The organism is Actinoplanes sp. NPDC023801 (genome assembly GCF_040639655.1).
Classification (GTDB): domain Bacteria; phylum Actinomycetota; class Actinomycetes; order Mycobacteriales; family Micromonosporaceae; genus Actinoplanes.
Genome location: NZ_JBFAAI010000001.1, coordinates 692,191 through 711,278, shown reverse-complemented (window position 1 = coordinate 711,278; position 19,088 = coordinate 692,191). Strand labels below are relative to the sequence as shown.

The 19,088-nt window shown below is 69.9% G+C and carries 20 protein-coding genes; 9 read left to right on the top strand and 11 right to left on the bottom strand.

The window, feature by feature from the left end:
- Positions 1 to 2: 2 nt before the first annotated feature.
- Together AB0G04_RS03490 and AB0G04_RS03485 are read right to left on the bottom strand one after the other, a co-directional pair.
- Entirely contained in the window at positions 3 to 323 is a 321-nt protein-coding gene (locus tag AB0G04_RS03490; protein WP_360976258.1) for a hypothetical protein, read from the bottom strand.
- A gap of 388 nt (positions 324 to 711) precedes the next feature.
- Positions 712 to 1,605, bottom strand: coding sequence for a Gfo/Idh/MocA family oxidoreductase (locus AB0G04_RS03485; RefSeq protein WP_360975601.1), 894 nt, complete (start codon positions 1,603 to 1,605; stop codon positions 712 to 714).
- A 78-nt stretch (positions 1,606 to 1,683) separates the two neighbouring features.
- On the opposite strand from AB0G04_RS03485, the gene AB0G04_RS03480 reads away from it, so the two are divergent.
- Positions 1,684 to 2,049, top strand: a complete 366-nt coding sequence (locus AB0G04_RS03480; RefSeq protein WP_360975598.1) for a hypothetical protein — start codon at positions 1,684 to 1,686, stop codon at positions 2,047 to 2,049.
- Positions 2,042 to 2,467, top strand: a complete 426-nt coding sequence (locus AB0G04_RS03475; RefSeq protein WP_360975595.1) for a hypothetical protein — start codon at positions 2,042 to 2,044, stop codon at positions 2,465 to 2,467. The genes AB0G04_RS03480 and AB0G04_RS03475 overlap by 8 nt, the downstream gene beginning before the upstream one ends.
- A gap of 168 nt (positions 2,468 to 2,635) precedes the next feature.
- On the opposite strand, the gene AB0G04_RS03470 is transcribed toward AB0G04_RS03475, so the two are convergent.
- Genes AB0G04_RS03470 through AB0G04_RS03445 form a run of 6 tightly spaced genes read right to left on the bottom strand, consistent with a single transcriptional unit; the run spans position 2,636 to position 8,343 of the window.
- A complete protein-coding gene (locus AB0G04_RS03470; protein WP_360975592.1) occupies positions 2,636 to 4,066 on the bottom strand; it encodes a glutathionylspermidine synthase family protein in 1,431 nt (476 codons plus the stop codon).
- 27 nt (positions 4,067 to 4,093) lie between these two features.
- Positions 4,094 to 4,486 (bottom strand): hypothetical protein, encoded by a 393-nt coding sequence (locus AB0G04_RS03465; RefSeq protein ID WP_360975589.1) that lies wholly within the window; start codon positions 4,484 to 4,486, stop codon positions 4,094 to 4,096.
- Positions 4,487 to 4,534: 48 nt separating this feature from the next.
- Entirely contained in the window at positions 4,535 to 5,296 is a 762-nt protein-coding gene (gene fabG / locus AB0G04_RS03460) for a 3-oxoacyl-ACP reductase FabG (protein ID WP_360975586.1), read from the bottom strand.
- Between the two features lie 50 nt (positions 5,297 to 5,346).
- Complete coding sequence (locus AB0G04_RS03455; RefSeq protein WP_360975583.1) at positions 5,347 to 6,993, bottom strand: alpha-amylase family protein; 1,647 nt, start codon at positions 6,991 to 6,993, stop codon at positions 5,347 to 5,349.
- Entirely contained in the window at positions 6,986 to 7,999 is a 1,014-nt protein-coding gene (locus tag AB0G04_RS03450) for a hypothetical protein (RefSeq protein ID WP_360975580.1), read from the bottom strand. Before AB0G04_RS03450 ends, AB0G04_RS03455 begins: the two co-directional genes overlap by 8 nt.
- A complete protein-coding gene (locus AB0G04_RS03445) occupies positions 7,996 to 8,343 on the bottom strand; it encodes a PadR family transcriptional regulator (protein WP_360975577.1) in 348 nt (115 codons plus the stop codon). The genes AB0G04_RS03450 and AB0G04_RS03445 overlap by 4 nt, the downstream gene beginning before the upstream one ends.
- A 126-nt stretch (positions 8,344 to 8,469) precedes the next feature.
- Between AB0G04_RS03445 and AB0G04_RS03440 the strand changes: the two genes are divergently transcribed.
- On the top strand, positions 8,470 to 9,120 hold the full coding sequence (locus AB0G04_RS03440; protein WP_360975574.1) for a DedA family protein: 651 nt from the start codon (positions 8,470 to 8,472) through the stop codon (positions 9,118 to 9,120).
- A 4-nt stretch (positions 9,121 to 9,124) separates the two neighbouring features.
- Here the strand turns inward: AB0G04_RS03440 and AB0G04_RS03435 are convergent, their stop codons facing one another.
- On the bottom strand, positions 9,125 to 10,462 hold the full coding sequence (locus AB0G04_RS03435) for a carbohydrate-binding protein (protein WP_360976255.1): 1,338 nt from the start codon (positions 10,460 to 10,462) through the stop codon (positions 9,125 to 9,127).
- 177 nt (positions 10,463 to 10,639) lie between these two features.
- On the opposite strand from AB0G04_RS03435, the gene AB0G04_RS03430 reads away from it, so the two are divergent.
- Both AB0G04_RS03430 and AB0G04_RS03425 read left to right on the top strand, forming a co-directional pair.
- Complete coding sequence (locus tag AB0G04_RS03430) at positions 10,640 to 11,782, top strand: glutamate--cysteine ligase (protein WP_360975571.1); 1,143 nt, start codon at positions 10,640 to 10,642, stop codon at positions 11,780 to 11,782.
- Between the two features lie 238 nt (positions 11,783 to 12,020).
- Entirely contained in the window at positions 12,021 to 13,304 is a 1,284-nt protein-coding gene (locus AB0G04_RS03425; RefSeq protein WP_360975568.1) for a polysaccharide deacetylase family protein, read from the top strand.
- A gap of 29 nt (positions 13,305 to 13,333) precedes the next feature.
- Here the strand turns inward: AB0G04_RS03425 and AB0G04_RS03420 are convergent, their stop codons facing one another.
- On the bottom strand, positions 13,334 to 14,161 hold the full coding sequence (locus AB0G04_RS03420) for a DNA-formamidopyrimidine glycosylase family protein (RefSeq protein WP_360975565.1): 828 nt from the start codon (positions 14,159 to 14,161) through the stop codon (positions 13,334 to 13,336).
- Between the two features lie 92 nt (positions 14,162 to 14,253).
- On the opposite strand from AB0G04_RS03420, the gene AB0G04_RS03415 reads away from it, so the two are divergent.
- From AB0G04_RS03415 to rocD, 4 genes are all read left to right on the top strand, one after another.
- Positions 14,254 to 14,859 (top strand): ATP-dependent Clp protease proteolytic subunit, encoded by a 606-nt coding sequence (locus AB0G04_RS03415; RefSeq protein WP_360975562.1) that lies wholly within the window; start codon positions 14,254 to 14,256, stop codon positions 14,857 to 14,859.
- A gap of 102 nt (positions 14,860 to 14,961) precedes the next feature.
- The gene (locus AB0G04_RS03410; protein ID WP_360975559.1) at positions 14,962 to 15,528 is read left to right on the top strand and encodes a hypothetical protein; all 567 of its coding nucleotides are present in this window, start codon (positions 14,962 to 14,964) and stop codon (positions 15,526 to 15,528) included.
- Positions 15,529 to 15,787: 259 nt separating this feature from the next.
- Positions 15,788 to 16,585 carry a dimethylargininase gene (gene ddaH, locus AB0G04_RS03405; protein WP_360975556.1) on the top strand — a complete coding sequence of 266 codons (798 nt, stop codon included), beginning with the start codon at positions 15,788 to 15,790 and terminating at the stop codon, positions 16,583 to 16,585.
- 46 nt (positions 16,586 to 16,631) lie between these two features.
- A complete protein-coding gene (rocD, locus tag AB0G04_RS03400; RefSeq protein ID WP_360975553.1) occupies positions 16,632 to 17,846 on the top strand; it encodes an ornithine--oxo-acid transaminase in 1,215 nt (404 codons plus the stop codon).
- A 76-nt stretch (positions 17,847 to 17,922) separates the two neighbouring features.
- Here rocD and AB0G04_RS03395 read toward each other — a convergent pair whose 3' ends face one another.
- A complete protein-coding gene (locus AB0G04_RS03395) occupies positions 17,923 to 19,071 on the bottom strand; it encodes an FHA domain-containing protein (RefSeq protein WP_360975550.1) in 1,149 nt (382 codons plus the stop codon).
- Positions 19,072 to 19,088 lie beyond the last annotated feature (17 nt).

Sequence of the window (19,088 nt, the reverse complement as noted above, 5' to 3'; positions counted from 1 at the left end):
TGTCACTCCCCAGGGTCGCCGCAACGCCGCGGCTGCGGCACGCCGTCGGCCCGACGGCGGGAATCGGCAGTCCCGAAAAGGTGACCACGCGGTGGTACCCACTCACGCCACGGCGCCAGACGTGGTGGCACCGAGGCGAGTTCTCCGTCCCCGGCGGCACATCGCCGGCGGAGGTACGCGACGACACGCTCCGCGGCGGCACCGCCGTTCTCGGCCAGGCTCCGCAACACACGGGGGTCGGCCGGTTTCTCCTCACGCAGCAGGGCGGCCAGGCCGGCCAGCGCCTGCGCCGCCTCGGAGGCGGCACGCTCGGCTTCCCACATCCCGGTCACGCCGGCGCTCCCCCGCGCTCACCCGGCCGGTTCACACCCGCTGAACCCTCTTCGTCCCCACATCGGACCGGGACGTCCAGGTCCATCGGCCGGCGCCGGGCCGCGAAGCCCTCGCCACGCAGAAAAAAGTTCATTGCCATGCGGTCGGTCATGCAGCGCATCCCCTCACCCCGACACATACCCGGCAGCCTTCGCGGGCCCGCGACAGCCACCGCCGGGCGATTCGGCCCCGGTGTACGTGACAAGGCGAAAATGTATTCGGCCCGCTACTATGCGTCCATCCGTAACGCGCAGGTTCTGTCCAGTTAGCGCTCAGTTCGGCTGGAGCGGCTTCCCCGACGATCACCGCGCGTAGGCGACCGGGGCGACATGACCGGTCTCAGGACGGCAGCCGGACCGTCCGGCCCTCGGCGACAGCCCGTTTGGCGGCGGCCAGAATCGCCGTCACCTGAGCACCGAAACGTACGTCACAGGCCGGCCGGGCACCACCCGCGGCCGCCGCGAGCAACTGGTCGACGGCACGGCCGAGGGCGTCGGCCGGGGCCCATTCGCCGCGCGGTACGGTCCGCAGCCCCGCGTCCCCGGCGAGGACCGCCTCCTCACGGGCCGCCGCCGGCGGGGCGTCCACCGCGAGAGTGAGCCGACTGACCGCACCGCCCGCATGCTTGAGCAGCAGAAAGGTCAGATCCCGGTCGCCCGCGACACCGGTGACCTCGGTGACCGGGCCGAGCACCGGCAGCACCAGGGCCAGAGCGTGCGGTCCGACGTCCCAGAGGCCACCACGCTCGCGACGCCACGGAGACGCGCCGAACGGGTTGTCCGGTACGAAGATCGAGCCGAGGTGGTCGACGCGAGCCTCACTCCAGCCGCCGGTCGCCACCGCCTCGGTCAGGAAGTCGTCCAGCTCGGGTGTGAACCGGCGGGTGAAGAACACCACCGAGGCCACGTCGGCGGCTGCCGCGGCCAGCTCTTCGGCGTCCTCGGTACGCAAGGCGATCGGCTTGTCCAGCACGAGGTGCCGCCCGGCGCGGGCCGCCCGCAGCGCGATCGGCGCCTGCACGTCCGGCGGGAGGGCTATCGCGACCGCGTCCACGTCGGCGATCAGGGCGTCGACATCGGAGTATGCGGCCACCCCGTAGCGACCGGCGAGGTCGACGGCCTTCTGCGGGTCACGGCCCCAGACTCCGGTGAACTCCACGCCGGAATGTGCGGCCAGCGCCGGGGCGTGCGCCAGATGAGCCCAAGGTCCCGTACCGAAAAGTCCGAAGCGCACTGGATCGTCCCACCATCCCGGTTGCTGATCTCCAGGGCGGAAGTTACCAGGCCCCGAGGGTCTCAGTAACCTGGCCGGGTGAACGGTGTCCTGTCGTCGGCGACGATCGTCGCCGCCCTCGCCCTGGCGGTCTGGTACCTGTTGCGGACGGCCCTCGACCGGGCGCCCGACCGCATCGACCTGACCGCCGCCGGCGTCCTCGGTGTCCTGGTCGCCGTGCTCGTCGTGGTCGCCGTCGCCGGTCTCTTCGACGGCAGCCGCCCCGCCGACACCGCCACCTTCGCCGGCTATCTGATCACGACCGCCGGCCTGGTTCCGACCGCGCTGATCCTCGCCAAGATGGAACCCACCCGCTGGGGCAACCTGATCCTCGGCATCGGCTGTCTCGTCCTGCCCGTCCTCGTGCTGCGCCTGCAGCAGATCGCGTCGGTGACCGGTGCCTGACCAGACCACCACCCGCCCCGGAGACGCCGCCCTCGGCTCCGGCGCCGGCCGGGTCCTGCTGCTCGTCTACGGCGTGTTCGCCCTCTCCGCGAGTGCCCGCGCCCTCGTGCAGATCAGCACCCACTTTGCCGAAGCGCCACTGGCCTACCTGCTCTCCGCACTGGCCGGCCTGGTCTACATCGCCGCCACGATCGGCCTGGCCCGCGGCGGCCCGCGCGGCCGCATGATCGCCCTGGTCAGCTGCACCGTCGAACTGGTCGGCGTCCTGCTGATCGGCACCCTGAGCGTCATCGACGCGGGAGACTTCCCCGACGCCACAGTCTGGTCCAACTTCGGCAGCGGCTACGGATACGTCCCCTTGGTGCTGCCCTTCATAGGCCTCTGGTGGATCCACCGCCACCAACCAACCGCAAGCTAACCCACCCCCCAGCAAGGGGTAACCGCGCCCACCGCAAGGTTCAACCGCGTAGTTTTCCAGTGCACCCCTAGTCACAGAGCAACTCGCAAAACGCCGCCGGTGACGAGGCGTTTTGCCGCGGAGCGAAGCGAAGCCAGCAAGCACAGACCCCGAACCTCCCAAGCCGCCCTAACTGATCACATGAGGCACGAAGTTGCACATGTTGTTGGTGATCAGCCCTGCCGTCCCGAGGCCCTCCCGGATGCCCATCCCGGCCGGTTCGCCGTCGATCAGCCAGGCGCCGATAACCGGGTGGACCGTGCCCTCGAGCCCGTCGAACGACGGCAGCTCGCACAGTTCCTGCACGACGTACCGGCCGTCCGAGCCGTACTCCGACGGCACATCGGTGATCGGAACTCCGTCACGGACGAGGGTGACCGAGCCGCCCTCACGGCCCCAGACGGGCTTCTTCGCGTAGGACTTGAGGGTCGCGGCGGCGGACGATTCGGCGAAGTACGACGGGAGCAGGTACTTCCCGCGTTCGGGGTCGTCGCCGAAAAGCTTCCACAGGACCGGGAGCAGCGCCTTGTTGCCGAGCAGAGCCGCTTTGTACGGCGGCTCGATCCAGACGGTGCCGTGCTTCTGCGGGTCGGCCATGTTGCGGAAGAAGGCCTTGCCGCCCTCCTCGTGCCAGAACCACTCCCACGGGTAGAGCATGAAGATGACGTCGATCGGCTCGGCCTTGTGCTCCTGGCCGGGCGCGGGAACGAACAGCACCCGGTCACCGGCGACGTCCCAGCCGATCTGGCTCATCGCGATCAGCTCGACCGGGAAGCCGGCCTCCTCGGCGGTGGCCATCAGGTAGGCGACGTTCATCCGGTCCTCGCCGGAGGTCTCCGACGTCTCGTACGCGAAGAAGATCTTGGGTTTCTCCGGGAGCCAGGGCCGGGCCTCACGCAGCTTGCCGATGTTGCGCCGCCAGGCACCGGGCTCACCCGGTTCGCCGGGGGCGTCCTCCCAGCCGACCAGACGTTCGTGGATGGAGTTCCACTGCCGCCACGGATGCTCGGTGACGCCGGTCTGGTCCATCCAGTGCCATTGGATGACCGCCGCCTCGATCAGCGAGGTGGGCGTCTGCGCGTTGAACTCGAGCAGTCTCGGGACGGTTCCGGCGCCGTTGTACCAGAGGTCGAAGCGACCATAAACGGTCGGCGAGTAGTCCGGTGTCTGCATCGGCAGGCGACCGTCCGGGTCCTTGTCCTGGTGCGTCCATGTTTCCGCGTCGCCGTCGAACCAGGTCCGGATGATCTGCTCGTGGGCGTACTCGGGGATGCCGATGCGGGCCAGGAAGCACGACTCGGCGGTGCAGATCGAGGTGAAGTAACCCTCCCTGCGGCCTTCGACGGTCCGCCGGGGGCACTGCCGCACCATCCAGTCGCCGGCCTCGAGGCACATCGCGTACAGGGTCGTGGCGGCGGTCTCGAGTTCCTCGATCTCGGCGGTGGAGAAGTCGTAGTACGGCCCCTCCTGCCAGTACGAATACGTCGTCCCGTCGGGCAGGACATCGTCGTTGTACGTCAGCCCGAGGCTGTAGTTGGTGAGCCGCCACCCGTCGCGCACCGGCCCGTGCGGAACCCTCCGCAAATGTCAGCCCCCCGAGGAACGCGAACCGCTGCCGCCCTTGCCGACGACGCTCGTCTTGATCGTGCCGTTGCTGACCTTACCCGTGGAGGGCAGGCCGAACTTGGCACGTGAGGCAGCGTCGTTGTAGGCGAACTTGCTTCCACCGGCCGGCAGTCTCGACCCGATGGGGTAGCCGCTGCGGTAACCCGACGAGTGCCAGATGAAGAAGCCGCCGCCCCCGCCACCGCCACCGTCGTCGTCGCAGTAGTCCTCGTCGACGATCACTCCGTTGGCGTCGGCGCAGTAGAAGCCCTCGTCGACGTACTCATCGTTGTCGCACGCGGCCGTGCCGCCCGCGGCCAGCAGGAGGAAGGTGCTGGTCAGCGACACGGTCCGGGAACTCATGCGTCGGTTCATGATTTCTTTGTAACTCTTCTCAGCAAGTTGCCAGTAACCGTTACCTTGTCAGTCCCTCGGCCCGCCCGCCACGTACACGACCTGACCGGACACGAATCCGGCCCCTTCGCTGACCAGGAACGACACGGTGTTGGCGACGTCCTCGGGGCGCCCGGCTCGTGCGACGGGAATCTGACTCACCGCCGCCTTCTCGAAATCGTCGAAATCGACCCCGACGCGGGCCGCGGTGGCCCGCGTCATGTCGGTCACGATGAAGCCGGGCGCGACCGCGTTCGCGGTGATGCCGAACTTGCCGAGCTCGATGGCGAGCGTCTTGGTGAAGCCCTGCAGACCCGCCTTGGCGGCGGCGTAGTTGGCCTGGCCGCGGTTGCCGAGCGCGGACGTGCTGGACAGGCTGACGATCCGGCCGTACCCGGCGTCGACCATGTGTTTCTGCACAGCTTTGCTGAAGAGGAAGGCACCCCGCAGGTGGACGGCCATCACGGTGTCCCAGTCGTCCTCGGACATCTTGAAGAGCAGGTTGTCGCGCAGCACGCCGGCGTTGTTCACCAGGACGGTCGGCGCGCCGAGCTCGGCCACGGTCCGTTCGACGGCCGCCGTCACCTGGGCTTTGTCGGACACGTCGGCACCGACGGCGATCGCCCGGCCACCAGCCGCCTCGATCGCGGCCACGGTGTCGGCACCGGACTTCTCGTCCAGGTCCACCACCGCGACGGCCATGCCGTCGGCGGCGAGCTTGCGGGCGACCGCCGCACCGATGCCGCGAGCGGCTCCGGTGACGACAGCGACACGAGGTACGGACTGCGACATTGCGGCCTCCGATGGTGATCCACGCTGCTGGAAGCCGATGCTAATCCGGGTCAGGCGGTTCTGCGCATCCGGATCCACCGGTATCCGTATCCGCCGACCTTGATGCTGTCGAGTTTGCCCGGCTCCGGGTACTCCTGGTCGGCCAGCACGTCGTTCGGGAAGTCAGCCTCGGCGGCCAGGCTGCTCAGGTCCACCTCGGCGGCCTTCGTGCTGAGGTTGTGCACGAACAGCATGGTCCCGGTGTCGGCGTCGGCACGGTGCACCAGGATTCCGCGGGGTGCCGGCACGTCGACATGGGTGCAGCTGCCGCAGCCGATCTCGGGTGCCTCCCGGAGCGTACGGATCATGCGCTCGAACCAGGACAGCAGCGACAGCGGGTTGTGCCGCTGGAGGGTCACGTTGACCTTCTCGAACCCGAACTCGCCGCCCGAGATCACCGGCCGGACCAGGTCTTTCGGCTCGGCGGTGGAGAACCCGCCGTTCGGCTGCAGGGACCATTGCATGGGGGTACGGATGGCGTTGCGCCCGTCGAGGGTGAGGTCGTCACCCATCCCGATCTCCTCGCCGTAGCGCAGCACCGGGGTGCCCCGCAGGCTGAACTGCAGCGAGTAGGCCAGTTCGACACGCCGCCGGTCGTTGCCGAGCATCGGCGCCAGCCGCCGGCGGATGCCCCGGCCGTACGACTGCATGTGTTCTTCGGGTCCGAACTTCTCGAACACGTCCTTGCGCTGCTCGGCGGTGAGCCGGGACAGGTCGATCTCGTCGTGGTTGCGCAGGAAGGTCGCCCACTGCCCACCGTCCGGCAGCTTCGGCGAGTCGCGCAGCGCGTCGATGATCGGCTCGGTGTCCCGCCGGGCCAGGGCGAGCACCAGGCGGGCGTTGAGCATGAAGTCGAACAGCATGTGGATGCGGTTGCTGGAGCCCCCGTCGTCGCCGAAGAAGGTGACCAGCTTCTCGGGCTCCACATTGGCCTCGGCCAGCAGGACCGCGTCGCCGCGCCGCCATTGGACGTGTTGCCGCAGTTCGGAGAGGAACTCGAAGTCCATCGGCGAGCTGGGGTTGCCCGGCTCGGTCTCCTCGATGATGAACGGCACCGCGTCCATCCGGAACCCGGCGACCCCGAGCTGGAGCCAGAACGCGCAGATCTTCTTGACCTCTTCCCGGACCTGCGGGTTCTTGAAGTTGAGGTCCGGCTGGAAGTCGTAGAACCGGTGGTAGTACCAGAGCTTCGCCGTGCGGTCGTAGGTCCAGGTCTCCGCCTGTTCGCCGGGGAAGACCATGCCCTGGTGGCGGTCGGCCGGAGCGCTTTCGCTCCAGACATACCAGTCGCGGTACGGGGAGTCGGGCGACGACCTGGCCGACTTGAACCACGGGTGCTGGTCGGAGGTGTGGTTCACGACCAGGTCGATGATCACCTTGATGCCGCGGTTGGACGCCTGGTGCAACAACTCGGCGAAGTCGCCAAGCGTGCCGAAGCGCGGGTCCACGTTGTAGAAGTCGGACACGTCGTAGCCGTCGTCCTTGCCCGGCGACGGGTGGATCGGGTTCAGCCAGAGGCAGGTCACCCCGAGCCGCGCCAGGTAGTCGAGCCGGCCGATCAGACCGCGGATGTCCCCGCAGCCGTCACCGTCGGAATCGGCGAACGAGTCGATGTCGAGGCAGTAGACGACGGCCTGGGAATACCAGCGGTCACTCATGGGCCCTTACATGTCCGTGGCCCCGAGCGGCCAAACGTTCCCAGAGGCTGAGTGCCAGCACGCCAGCGCCGAACACCACGAGCGGCATCAGCAACAGCACCGCGACGGACAGGACACCGCCCGCCGTCGGGCCCAGCATGCGCCACTCGGTCGCCACCTGGTCCAGCGCGTTCAGGACGAACGTGACCATCAGCACCACGGCGGACAGCACCGCGATCCGGCCCCGCACCCGGCGACCGGCGGTCCATGCCGCGGCGACCAGGATCAGGCCCGGCAGTCCGTAGTGGACCGAATCCCAGAACAGGTCGAAGAACCGCGGGTCGAACCAGGGGCGCTCCTCGACGGCGGACCGGGCGAAGCCCTCGGTCGTCGCCGCGACCACCACACCGGCGGCGACGAGCGCCAGGCCCCGGCCACCCAGGACGGCCCGGACCGGCCGGTCGGAGACCACGAACAGTCCGGTGACGACGACCGCGAGCCCGAGCTGCCACAGCAGGAACAGGGCCCACACCGGCGTGACCGCCGACCACAGCAGGATCGCAGCGGCCTGCACCAGCACTCCGGCGGTCGCCAGAGCCACCGCCGTCCGCCGCAGGCCCAGCACCGCCGCGGCGACGACCAGCAGCCAGATCACCGCGCGCGCCGCCGGGTCGGCCAGCATCAGGCCGTCGACGCCGAGGGCACGCATCGGGTCGCCGTCGCCCCACAGCGCCAGCCCGCCCGCCAGACGGCTGACGGCGCCACCGGCCAGCACCAGGGCGGTGAACAGGGCGGTGACCGCGGCGGCGTCGCGCCAGCCCGTACCCCGGCGGGTGTGGAAAGCCCGGCCGAGACGGACCGTGAGGCCTGCGCGCACCAGATCGAACGCATCGGCCGGGGAGGGGAATCGCCGGCCCTCCTCGGCGCCCGACATCAGAACGCCGATCATCTCCTCCTCGTAGGCGGCCCGGTGGCCGGCCGGGTAGGCCCGCAGCAGGCGGCGGTAACGGATCTCCAGACCGGTCATGCGGTCGCTCCCCCGAGTGGTGTGCGGCGCAGCTGCAGGCGGCGCTCGGCGACGGTGGCCTGGCTGCGCAGGCGGGCGGTCTCGGTGGCCAGGCTCCGCTCACCGGCCGCCGTGAGCCGGTAGTACCGCCGCAGCCGGGACTGCACCACCTCCTCGCGGTCGACCTCGATCAGGCCCGCGGCGCGCAGCCGGTCGAGGGCGGCGTAAAGAGTGCCGGCCCGCAGGCGCACCCGCCCGCCGGTGATGGCGGCCACGTCCTCGATGACGGCGTAACCGTGGCGTGGCTCCTCGGCCAGGGCGGTGAGCACGAGAAACGTCGGCTCACGCATCGGCGTCTCAGTCATGACGGCACCATATACCGATGAGCGGTATATACGGGAGCGGTTCGTCAGCCGATTCTCGGGTACCTCTCAGCAACCGCCTGCACAGTGTGTGGGGAGCTTTCTGGACGACATTCGAAAGGCGGGCCCATGGCCGACGGCGATCTCGGCAATCTCGGCGGACTGACCGGATGGGTCGCCTCGGTGATCGACTCGCTCGGCGAGATCGGCGTCGGGCTGCTGGTCGCGCTGGAGAACCTGATCCCGCCGATCCCGAGTGAGATCGTCCTCTCGATGGCCGGTTATCTGGCCAGCCAGGGCCGGGTCAATCTGGTCCTTGTCTGGTTCACCGCGACGCTCGGCGCGCTCGGCGGCGCGGTCGCCCTCTACTGGCTGGGCCGGGGACTCGGCGAGGAAAGGCTCAAGCACTGGCTCGACCGCATCCCGCTGGTCGACCTCGACGATCTGAACACCGCCGACCGCTGGTTCGAGAAACACGAGCGGGCCGCGGTGCTCTTCGGTCGCTGCGCTCCGGTGATCCGCAGCCTGGTCTCCATCCCGGCGGGCGCCAACCACATGCCGATGGGCCAGTTCATGCTCTTCACCTCGATCGGCAGCGGCTTCTGGAACGCCCTGTTCATCGGCGGTGGATATGCGCTCGGCTCCCGCTGGAAAGACCTGGAGACGTACGCCCAGTGGTTCGACTACGCGATCTTGGCGTTCTTCGCGATCGCCATCGGGTCCTGGGCGGTGAAGAAGGTGCGCAAGCGGCGGCAGCGCGCCGCCGCCCGCGCACGCTAGCCGGTCACCTGCGGAACTGGATCCAGTTGACGTTCACGAAGTCGGCCGGCTGGCCACTGGTGAAGGTCAGATAGACGGTGTGGGATCCGGTCACGTTCGACACGTTGGCCGGGATCGAGGTCCAGTTCTGCCAGCCGCCCGTGCCGGCGAGGGCGAAACTTCCGATCGGGGCGTTGCTGCGGCTGTCCAGGCGCACCTCGACCAGGCCACTCACCCCGGCGCCCGCGCCGGAGGCCACCCGGGCCACGAAGTCCCTCACCCCGCCGGTGCCGAAGTTGACGTTGTTGAACTGCACCCAGTCACCGTTGGCGATGTGGCTGACGTTCTGGCCACCCTCCGAGGAGGTCTCGAGCTGCACCCCGGCGGAGCCGTTGTACGACTCGGCCTCGATCCGGGAGTACGCGTCACGACTGCCGGTGGGCGGGGTGCTGGTCGGGGGTGTGGTCGGCGGTGTGGTGCCGCCGCCGGACCGGTAGACGGCCACGTAGTCGATCAGCATCGGCACGCCGGGCTGGGTGGCCGCCGTCGGGCCGCCACCGAACGCAGCCGGGAACCCGCCGCCGATCGCCACGTTGAGGATCATGAAGAAACCGTGGTGCAGGGCGTTGCTCCAGGTGGTCGCGTCGACCACGTTCGAGGTGAGGGTGAAGTAGTTGTTGCCGTCCAGGTAAAAGCGCAGCTGCTCGGGCGAAACGCTGCGGTCGTACTCCATGGCGTACGTGCGGAAGCTGCCGAGACAGCCGCTGCAGGCCCGCTCACCGCTGCCCAGGCCGGTGGTCTCGTTGCACGGCCCACCGGGGTTGCTGCCGCAGTGCAGTGCCGAGAAGACGCTCGGCCGGCCGTTGATGTTCTCCAGGATGTCGATCTCGCCGATGCTCGGCCAGTTGGTGGCGCCGACCGGGCGGGCAGCGGCGCCGAGAGCCCAGAACGCCGGCCAGTACCCGGCTGCGGCCGCGCCGGTCACGTTCGGTTGCTGGATCCGGGCCTCCATCCGCATCTTCCCGCCGGCCGGGGCGGCGAAGTCGGTGCGCTGGGTCTCGACCCGGCCGGAGGTCCATCGGCCGGCGGAGTCGCGCAGCGGCTTGATGACCAGATTGCCGGCACCGTCCTGGTAGACGTTGGCGGTCGAGTCGGTCATCGTCTCGATCTCGCCGGTGCCCCAGTTGGCGGCGCCACCGGGATATCCGGTGCCGGTGGAGTAGAGCCAGTTGGACCGGTTGAGCCCGGTGCCCGCGGCGCCGGTGAAGTCGTCGCTGAAAACGAGGGACATGCCCGAGGGCGGCGGGGGGACCGCGGCGTCGGCGGTGGTCACGAAGGTCACCGACGCGCCGACGGCGAGCATCGCGGTGGCCACGGCCAGCAGTTTCCGGGGGATCGTCATGGGGGTCGCGCCTTTCTGGGGAGGAAGAGAGCGCTCTCAAAGATTGCACGCTTGTTTCCGAAACTTGTCAATATGGCTCAGCGGCGGACGCCGGCCCGCCGTCGTTTTCGGGAAGATCCGGCAGGGTAATCACGGCGCATGGATACGGCCATCTCTCCCGCACTCGCCGCCCGGGCGGAACGGGACGACCTGCTCACTCTCGGCGTCGAAGAGGAGTACCTGCTCGTCGACGCGGAGGAACCACGGGCCGCCGAGGCGGTCGAGGAGGTCTTCGCCGAACTCCCCGAGGAGTTACGGGACGGGGTGCAGCACGAGTACTACCGGACCCAGATCGAGGTGGCGAGCCCACCGCAACTCGAACTGGACCGGCTCGCCGACTCGCTGCGCCGGCTGCGCTCCGAGGTGGCGGCCGCGGCGGAACGGGCCGGCGTCCGGCTCGTCGCCGTCGGCACCGGACCCGCCGCCGGCCACAACGCCCGGATCGTGGACAACGAGCGTTACCACCGGATGCGGGAACGCTTCGGCGACCTCTCCCCCGGTCAGGGCATGTGCGGCACACACGTGCACGTCAGCATCCCCGACCCGGAGACCGGCGTCCTCATCCTGAACCACCTGCGCCCCTGGCTCCCGGTGCTGCAGGCGGCCACCGCCAACTCGCCGCTGTTCGCCGGGCGCGACACCGGCTACGCGAGCTGGCGGTCGATGATGTGGGAGCGCTGGCCCACCGTCGGCCCGACGCCGTACCTGCGGTCGCACGAGCACTACCTGACACTCGTCTCGGACCTCGAGGCGAGCGGCGCGATGCTCGACGAGGGAATGCTCTACTGGTACGCCCGCCTCTCCGCGAACTACCCCACCGTGGAGATCCGGATGGGCGACGTCATGCCGAGCACCGACGACGCGGTGCTGCTCGCCGCTCTGACCCGGGCCCTGGTCGCCACCCTGCTGCGTGAGGTACAGGATGGTGTCGATGCTCCGGACGTGGAACACCCGCTGCTGATGGCGGCACACTGGCGGGCCGCCCACGACGGGCTCGAGGGCCTGAACCTCGACATGGCCACCCGGGAGACGCGGCCGGCCTGGCGGCTCCTGCGGCAGTTGTTCGATTACGTACGTCCCGAACTGGAACGTCACGGCGACCTCGCCACCGCGACCCTCCTGATGGGACGGTTGCGCGACCACGGCACCGGGGCGGCCCGGCAGCGGGCGCTGCTCGCACAGGGGGCGTCGGTCGACGACGTGGTGGACTGGCTGGCTCGTACCACCCGGGGCATCGCTTGACGGACATCCTCTGACAGCGGCCCTATGTCCGGCAGAGTGCGATTAGTCGGTCTCATTCGGATATCACAGTCACAGATTGCCGCCTGTCGAATCACCCGTGGTGAACAGCACGTATGTCGCTGCGTGAGCGCGCGGTGACCGATTCGGTATCGCGCTCGATCTTGCGGCACGGTAGGCATGACGAATGCCGCCGCACGCCTCGCTCTCACCAGCGCCGACGTCCCGTGAGGACCGCCCGGTGGCCGGGCGGCACCGGGCCCCGGAAGAGTCGGCCGGCGACACGCCGGCACCGTCCCGGGCGCCCCGGGCCACCCGTCTGCGCGCCGCGATTGTCGACGCCACCGGCACGATCGTGCCGGCCCCCCGATCGGCCCGGCACCGGGCCGGGACGGACAACTCGTGGGGAGCCACCCGGCCCGCCACATCCCGCGACTCCCGGGCCCGCCGCTCCAAGAGGGACCGCGGCTCCCACCGCGCGCCGTCCCCGACGCCGATGGCGTCCGTGCTCGAGGTCGCGAAGAACCGGCCGCACGTGCTGCTCGGCACCCTGGTGGCCGCCGGCCTGCTGCTCACCGCCGTACCCATCCCACAGGACGGCGGCAGCACCACGGTGATGAACGCCGCCGCGGAGGCGGTCGGCGTGATCAGCAAGCCGGAGAAGAAGAAGCCCGCGCCGGAGAAGAAGCCGGCCACGGTCCCGGCCCGCCCGGCCGCCACGCAGACCGCCACGGCGGACCCCAGCCCGCCGCCGCCGAAACCGGCCGTCAAGCCGACCGAGAACGGAGCACCGCAGGTCGTGGTGCCGGCCGGCGACGGACCGTTCAACTCGCTGCGCACCACCGGCTCGCGCGTGGTGATGCTGAGCTTCGACGACGGGCCTGACCCGGTCGAGACCCCGAAGATCCTGGCGCTGCTCGAGAAGCATCAGGTGAAGGCGGTGTTCTGCCTCGTCGGCACACAGGCGCGACGGCACCCCGACCTGGTCCGGCAGATCGCCGAGGCCGGGCACGTGCTGTGCAACCACACGTGGAGCCACGATCTGAGGATCGGCACCAAGAAGTCGGACCAGATCCTCGATGATCTGGAACGGACGAACGCGGCGATCCGCGCGGCCGCTCCGGGCGTCGCGATCCCCTACTTCCGGGCGCCCGGCGGCAACTTCACCGACCGGCTCGTGAAGACCGCCTACGGTGACGGCATGACCTCGCTGTACTGGGAGGTCGACCCGCGCGACTGGGAGCACCCGGAGGGCGAGACCTCCGCGGAGCACGTCAAGCGGATCGTGACCCAGGTCAAGAAGGAGACCCGGCCCGGCTCGATCGTGCTGTCGCACGACTTCAACCAGCCGGACACCACAAGCGCGTACGAGCAGCTGCTCCCGTGGCTGGTGGCGAACTTCGAGGTCGGAGTGCCGGGAGCCGGGACCGCACCGGAGCCGTCACCGACGGAGACCACCCCGGCGCCGTCGAGCCCGCCGGTCGAGACGCCGTCCCCCGCACCCACCGAGGCCGCGACCACCTGACCGGGCGGGTACGCCGTCCGCCGGTCCAGCTAGCGGCGCCGCGACCGCGCGGCCGGCTGGCAGGCCGGGCACCAGTAGACGTTGCGCGCCACCATCGTGCCCATCGCGATCGGCGTCCCGCAGACCAGGCACGGCTGGCCGGAACGGCGGTAGACGTAGACCTCGCCGCCGTGCCGGTCGACCCGCGGCGCGCGGCGCATCGCCTCCGGGGTGTGCTCGGTGTGCACGGTGTCGATCCGGCCGCGCAGCACGCCCTCCTTCATCAGCGCCCGCAGATCGTCCCAGAGCGCGGCCCAGCGGGCGGCGTCGATCGCCGTGCCCGGTGACTGCGGCGAGAGACCGGCCCGGAACAGCGTCTCGTTGGCGTAGATCAAGCCGCAACCGGCCACGATCGACTGGTCCATCAGCAGGGCGAGCAGCGGTTTGGTGCTCGCCCGGACCCGGGCCCAGGCCGCCGCGGGATCGGCGTCGTCACGCAGCGGATCAGCGCCCAGCCGGGACCGCAGCAACTCCACCGCACCGGGGTCGAGGACCTCGCACGCGGTCGGGCCGCGCAGTTCCAGCCAGTGATCGGAACCGGTCAGCGCGAACCGGATCTGACCGACCGGGGCGGGGGCGGGCAGCGGGCCGTCGGCGAACTTGCCGTACAGCCCGAGGTGCACGTGCAGGATGCGCTCACCCTCGTAGTGGTGGAGCAGATGCTTGCCGTACGCCTCGGTGTCGAGGAGCACACGCCCGTCGATGAGTGCGGCTCCCGCGGCGAAACGGCCCTGCGGGCTGACTGCCGCGACCGGCTGCCCGGCGAACAGCTCACGGTGGCGGCTGGCGAGGCGGTGAATGGTATGTCCCTCCGGCACGCACCAAAGGTAGCCGGGCATTATGCCGTCAGCGGATTCGCCCTGAGGCGAATCGCTGGGATCCGCGGCGCGGCTGGGAGAAGGTGGTTCCCATGACCAATGAGACGACCATGCGTGGTGGCGGCGCGTCCTTCGACGACCAGGTCTTCGAAAGACTCCTCCGGGAACGGATCATCTTCCTCGGCAGCGAGGTCAACGACGAGGTGACCAACCGCATCTGTGCGCAGATGCTCCTGCTGGCCTCCGAGGACGCGGAGCGCGACATCGCCCTCTACATCAACTCTCCGGGCGGCTCGATCAGCGCCGGCATGGCCGTCTACGACACCATGCAGTACATCAAGAACGACGTGGCCACGATCGCGATGGGCATGGCCGCCTCGATGGGCCAGTTCCTGCTCTGCGCCGGCACCCCCGGCAAGCGGTATGCGCTTCCGCACGCCCGGGTGATGATGCACCAGCTCTCCGGCGGCATCGGCGGCACCGCAGCCGACATCGCCATCCAGGCCGAGAGCATGTTGCACATCAAGCACGTGATGAACGATCGCATCGCCTTCCACTCCGGGCACACCCCCGAGGAGATCGAGCGCGACTCCGACCGCGACCGCTGGTTCACCGCCCAGCAGGCGAAGGACTACGGCCTCGTCGACCATGTGATCGCCAAGGCGAGCGACGTGAACGCGGTGTCCTCGCTGGTCTGACTCACTTCTTCGCAAGGGCACGTCCTCGCGGGCGTGCCCTTCGTGTCGTTTCCGGGTCGCAGGGGTATGTAGCGGTGTCAAACCTGCCAAGGAGGTTCAGACGTGAGGCTCCCCACCTTCCCCCGACAGACGACGACCGACGGCGCGAACACCGAGCGGACGCCGGTGATGCCTCGCCGCGACGATGCGACCACCGCATCACTCCCGCCGGTCCGTTCGGACACCGTGACCCCGCCGCCGGCCAAGCCGGAGACGTTCCGCCCGGCTCCCCCGCCGGCACGTTCCGAGACCGAGCGCGCCAAGGCCGTCTCCGACCCGGTCGCGATTCCCCCGGCACCCGCTCCGCGAGCCCGGGCCAGCTTCGTGGCCACCCTCGGCCTGGTCCTCTCGGTCGCCGGTGCCCTGCTGGTGCTGTCCGGACCCCTGCTGGGGTACGGCATCGGCGTCGCCGCGGTCGCGCTCGTCCTCTCCCTCGCCGGCGTCTTCGCGACCCGCAAGCGGCACGTGGCCGGCAAGACCGGTGCGGTGATCGGGCTGGTGCTGTCGCTGACCGCCATCGTCATCGGCGTGCTGGCTCTGGCCGGCCAGCTGTGGTGGCTCGGCACCGACACGCAGACCGTCACGGAGTTCCGGACGTGGCTTGACACACAGTTTGAGACTCGGATCTGACGGGTACCTGACAGTCACCGCCGATGAAGAGTCGGCGCAAACAACCTCTCGGAACCGGGACGGCCTTGGCCGGCCCGCCCCGAATGACCCCGGCGGTTCGCCGAGGTTGCCAAGGCCCCGGCATGGGCAGCGGTTCGCCGCCCCGCCGGGGCCTTTGCAATGAATCGCCGCAGGATCCCGAGATCACGCAACGATCCGCCGCCGTACGCATGGTTGGTCCGGGGTGTTCGTCGGTCCAGGGCGCATACCGTTTTTCTTCATGAGCCTGAAGCGCCGCTACCTGATGTGCCGGCCCACCCACTTCGCCGTCACGTACCGGATCAATCCGTGGATGGACCCGACGGCGCCGTACGACAACGCCCTGGCGATCAGCCAGTGGGAGAACCTGCGGCAGACGTTCCTCGGCCTCGGTCACACCGTTGAACTGATCGATCCGCTGCCGGGCCTGCCCGACATGGTCTTCGCCGCGAACGGCGGCACCGTCGTGGACGGACGGGTGCTGGGTGTGCAGTTCCGTGACGCGGAGCGAGCCGACGAGGCCCCCGCCTACGCCGCCTGGTTCCGTGAGCGCGGCTTCGACGTGCTCGAGCCCAAGCACACCAACGAGGGCGAGGGCGACATCCTGCTCGCCGGTGACGTTCTGCTGGCCGGCACCGGCTTCCGGACCGCCCACGCGTCGCACGCCGAGACCCAGGAGTTCCTCCAGCGCCCGGTGATCACGCTGCAGCTGGTCGACCCGGCCTACTATCACCTGGACACCGCGCTGTGCGTGCTGGACGAGCGCAACATCGCGTACCTGCCGGAGGCGTTCTCCCCCGGTTCGCAGGCGGTGCTCCGGCAGCTCTTCCCGGACGCGATCATCGCGACGCCGGAGGACGCCGCCGTGCTCGGCCTGAACGCGGTCAGCGACGGCCGGACCGTCGTGCTGGCCGAGCAGGCCACCCACCTCGCCGGAGCACTGCGCGCCGCCGGTTACCAGACCGTCGGGGTCGACGTCTCCGAGCTGCGCAAGGCCGGCGGCGGTCCGAAGTGCTGCACGCTCGAGGTCCGGTCATGACCGAGCGCAGCCAGCACCAGGAGAGCATGACGAGGAGGTACAGCTCATGACGACCGTGGATCTTCGTACGCCCGCGGAGCTCGCCGACGCCGAGCGTTGGACGGCCCACAACTACCACCCGCTGCCGGTGGTGGTGGCGGAGGCCGAGGGCACCTGGGTCACCGACGTCGACGGCCGTCGTTACCTGGACTTCCTGGCCGGCTACTCCGCGCTCAACTTCGGCCACCGGCACCCCGGGCTGATCGCGGCCGCCCACGCCCAGCTCGACCGGGTCACCCTGACCAGCCGGGCGTTCGTGCACGACCAGTTCGCGGCGTTCTGCCACGGCCTTGCCGAGCTGTGCGGCAAGGACCTGGTACTGCCGATGAACACCGGCGCCGAAGCCGTGGAGACCGCGATCAAGGTGGCCCGCAAGTGGGGTTACCGGGTCAAGGGGGTCGCCGACGAGCGGGCCGAGATCATCGTGGCGGCCGACAACTTCCACGGGCGCACCACGACGATTGTCAGCTTCTCCACCGACCCGGACGCGCGCGCCGACTTCGGGCCGTACACCCCCGGGTTCGTGGTGGTGCCGTACGGCGATCTGGCCGCGCTCCGGGCCGCGATCAACCCGAACACGGTCGCCGTCCTGATGGAGCCGATCCAGGGCGAGGCCGGCGTGCTGGTGCCGCCGGCCGGGTTCCTGGCCGGTGTCCGCGAGCTGTGCACCGAGAACAACGTCCTGATGATCGCCGACGAGATCCAGTCGGGTCTGGGACGTACCGGGAAGACCTTCGCGATCGAGCACGAGGGCGTCGTGCCGGACATGTACGTGCTCGGCAAGGCCCTCGGCGGCGGTATCGTGCCGGTCTCCGCGGTCGCCGCCGACCGGGCGGTGCTCGGTGTGCTGCGGCCCGGCGAGCACGGCTCCACCTTCGGCGGGAATCCGCTGGCGTGCGCGGTCGGGACCGCGGTGGTCCGGCTGCTGGAGACCGGTGAGTTCCAGGAGCGGTCGGCGCGTCTCGGTGCCCGGCTGCACGAGGGCCTCACGGCCCTCATCGGCAAGGGCGTGGTGGCGGTACGCGGCCGCGGGCTCTGGGCCGGCGTCGACATCGATCCGCTGCTGATGACCGGACGGCAGGCCTGTGAGCGCCTGACCGAGCGGGGTGTGCTGGCCAAGGACACGCACGGGTCGACGATCCGGCTGGCTCCGCCGCTGGTCGTCACCGAGGAGGAGCTGGACCACGCGCTGGCCCAGCTCGCCGCGGTGGTGCGCGGCTGATCTCCCGGCCCTTTCCGGCTGTCGCTCACCGCTGTCTCAGCGCCTTCGAGACAGCGGTGAGCGACAGCCGGACGTCCTAGCGGCCGACCGGCCGGAACGCCATGGTCGGCGCCTCGCCCATCACCGACTCGGGCTGGACGTTGCCGCCACTGGCCCAGAGTTTCGACCGGCCGATGAGCACCGCGTGATAGAGCTCGACGATGTCGTCGTCGGCCAGGATCCGGCTCTCGTCACGGCGCAGGGTGATCCGCGCCTCGTCGTCCATCGAGCCGCCCGGCCGGACACCCGAACCGTTCATGCTGATGTCCGTCACCGTCACCTGGCCACCGCGCAGCGTGAACTGGACGTGCCCTCGGCTGATCCATTTCCGGGCGTCGTCGGTGAGCCACTGGCCGAGCATCACCCCCGAACCGCCCTCGGGGGCCCGGCCCACCACCATGGCCCGGTCCTCGGAGACCACGAACCGCTGCCGGATCACGCCGTCGATGCGGACCGAGAAGACCTCGGTCGCCGGGCGCGGCCCGACGTCCTTCAGCCGTTCCCCGTGCCGGGGGCATGTCGGCACGCCGGCGCGCAGGGCCGGCGGTGGCTGCGACACCGGGCTGGTGTAGGTGCGCATGTCCGCGAACGGGCTGTCCGAGTCACCGCCGTCGCCGTAGCTGTTGCAGCTCAGCGAGGGGCACCGCCACACCCTGGCCAGCAGCCGCTCGCCCAGCGGGGAACGCGGCACCGGCGGCGTCACCTCGCCGCGGCCCACCCGGGCCACCAGCGTCGGACCACCTTGCGCCGACACCAGCGCGAGCAGCCGGCCCGGCTCGGTCACCCACGGGCGGCTGGCCCGGAAGCGGTCCTCCCGGTCACGGGTGAGCACCGGCAGTCCGAGCATCTCGGCCACTTCCAGCACCCGGTCCTCGACCTGTGGCACCACCTCGACCTTGCCGTCGTCGGCCCAGCGGCGCACCACCATCCGTTCGTTCGAGGTGAGGTCGGTGTCCGAGAGCAACCCGCGCGGCGTGACCACGTACACCGGGACGTTCTCCTCGGAGACGTACCGGCCGAGCGCGTCTACCAGCAGACCGAGACGGACCAGGCTGGCCGGGCGGCCGCCGTCGAGATCCGCGTAACGGACGACCTCCTCCAGATCCACCACAGCCCGGGCGAGCGCCGGATCGGTGGTGAGCCGAGCCTCGATGGCGTCGAGGACCTTGCTGACCTCGAATCTCACGGGTCCTCCCCCTGTAC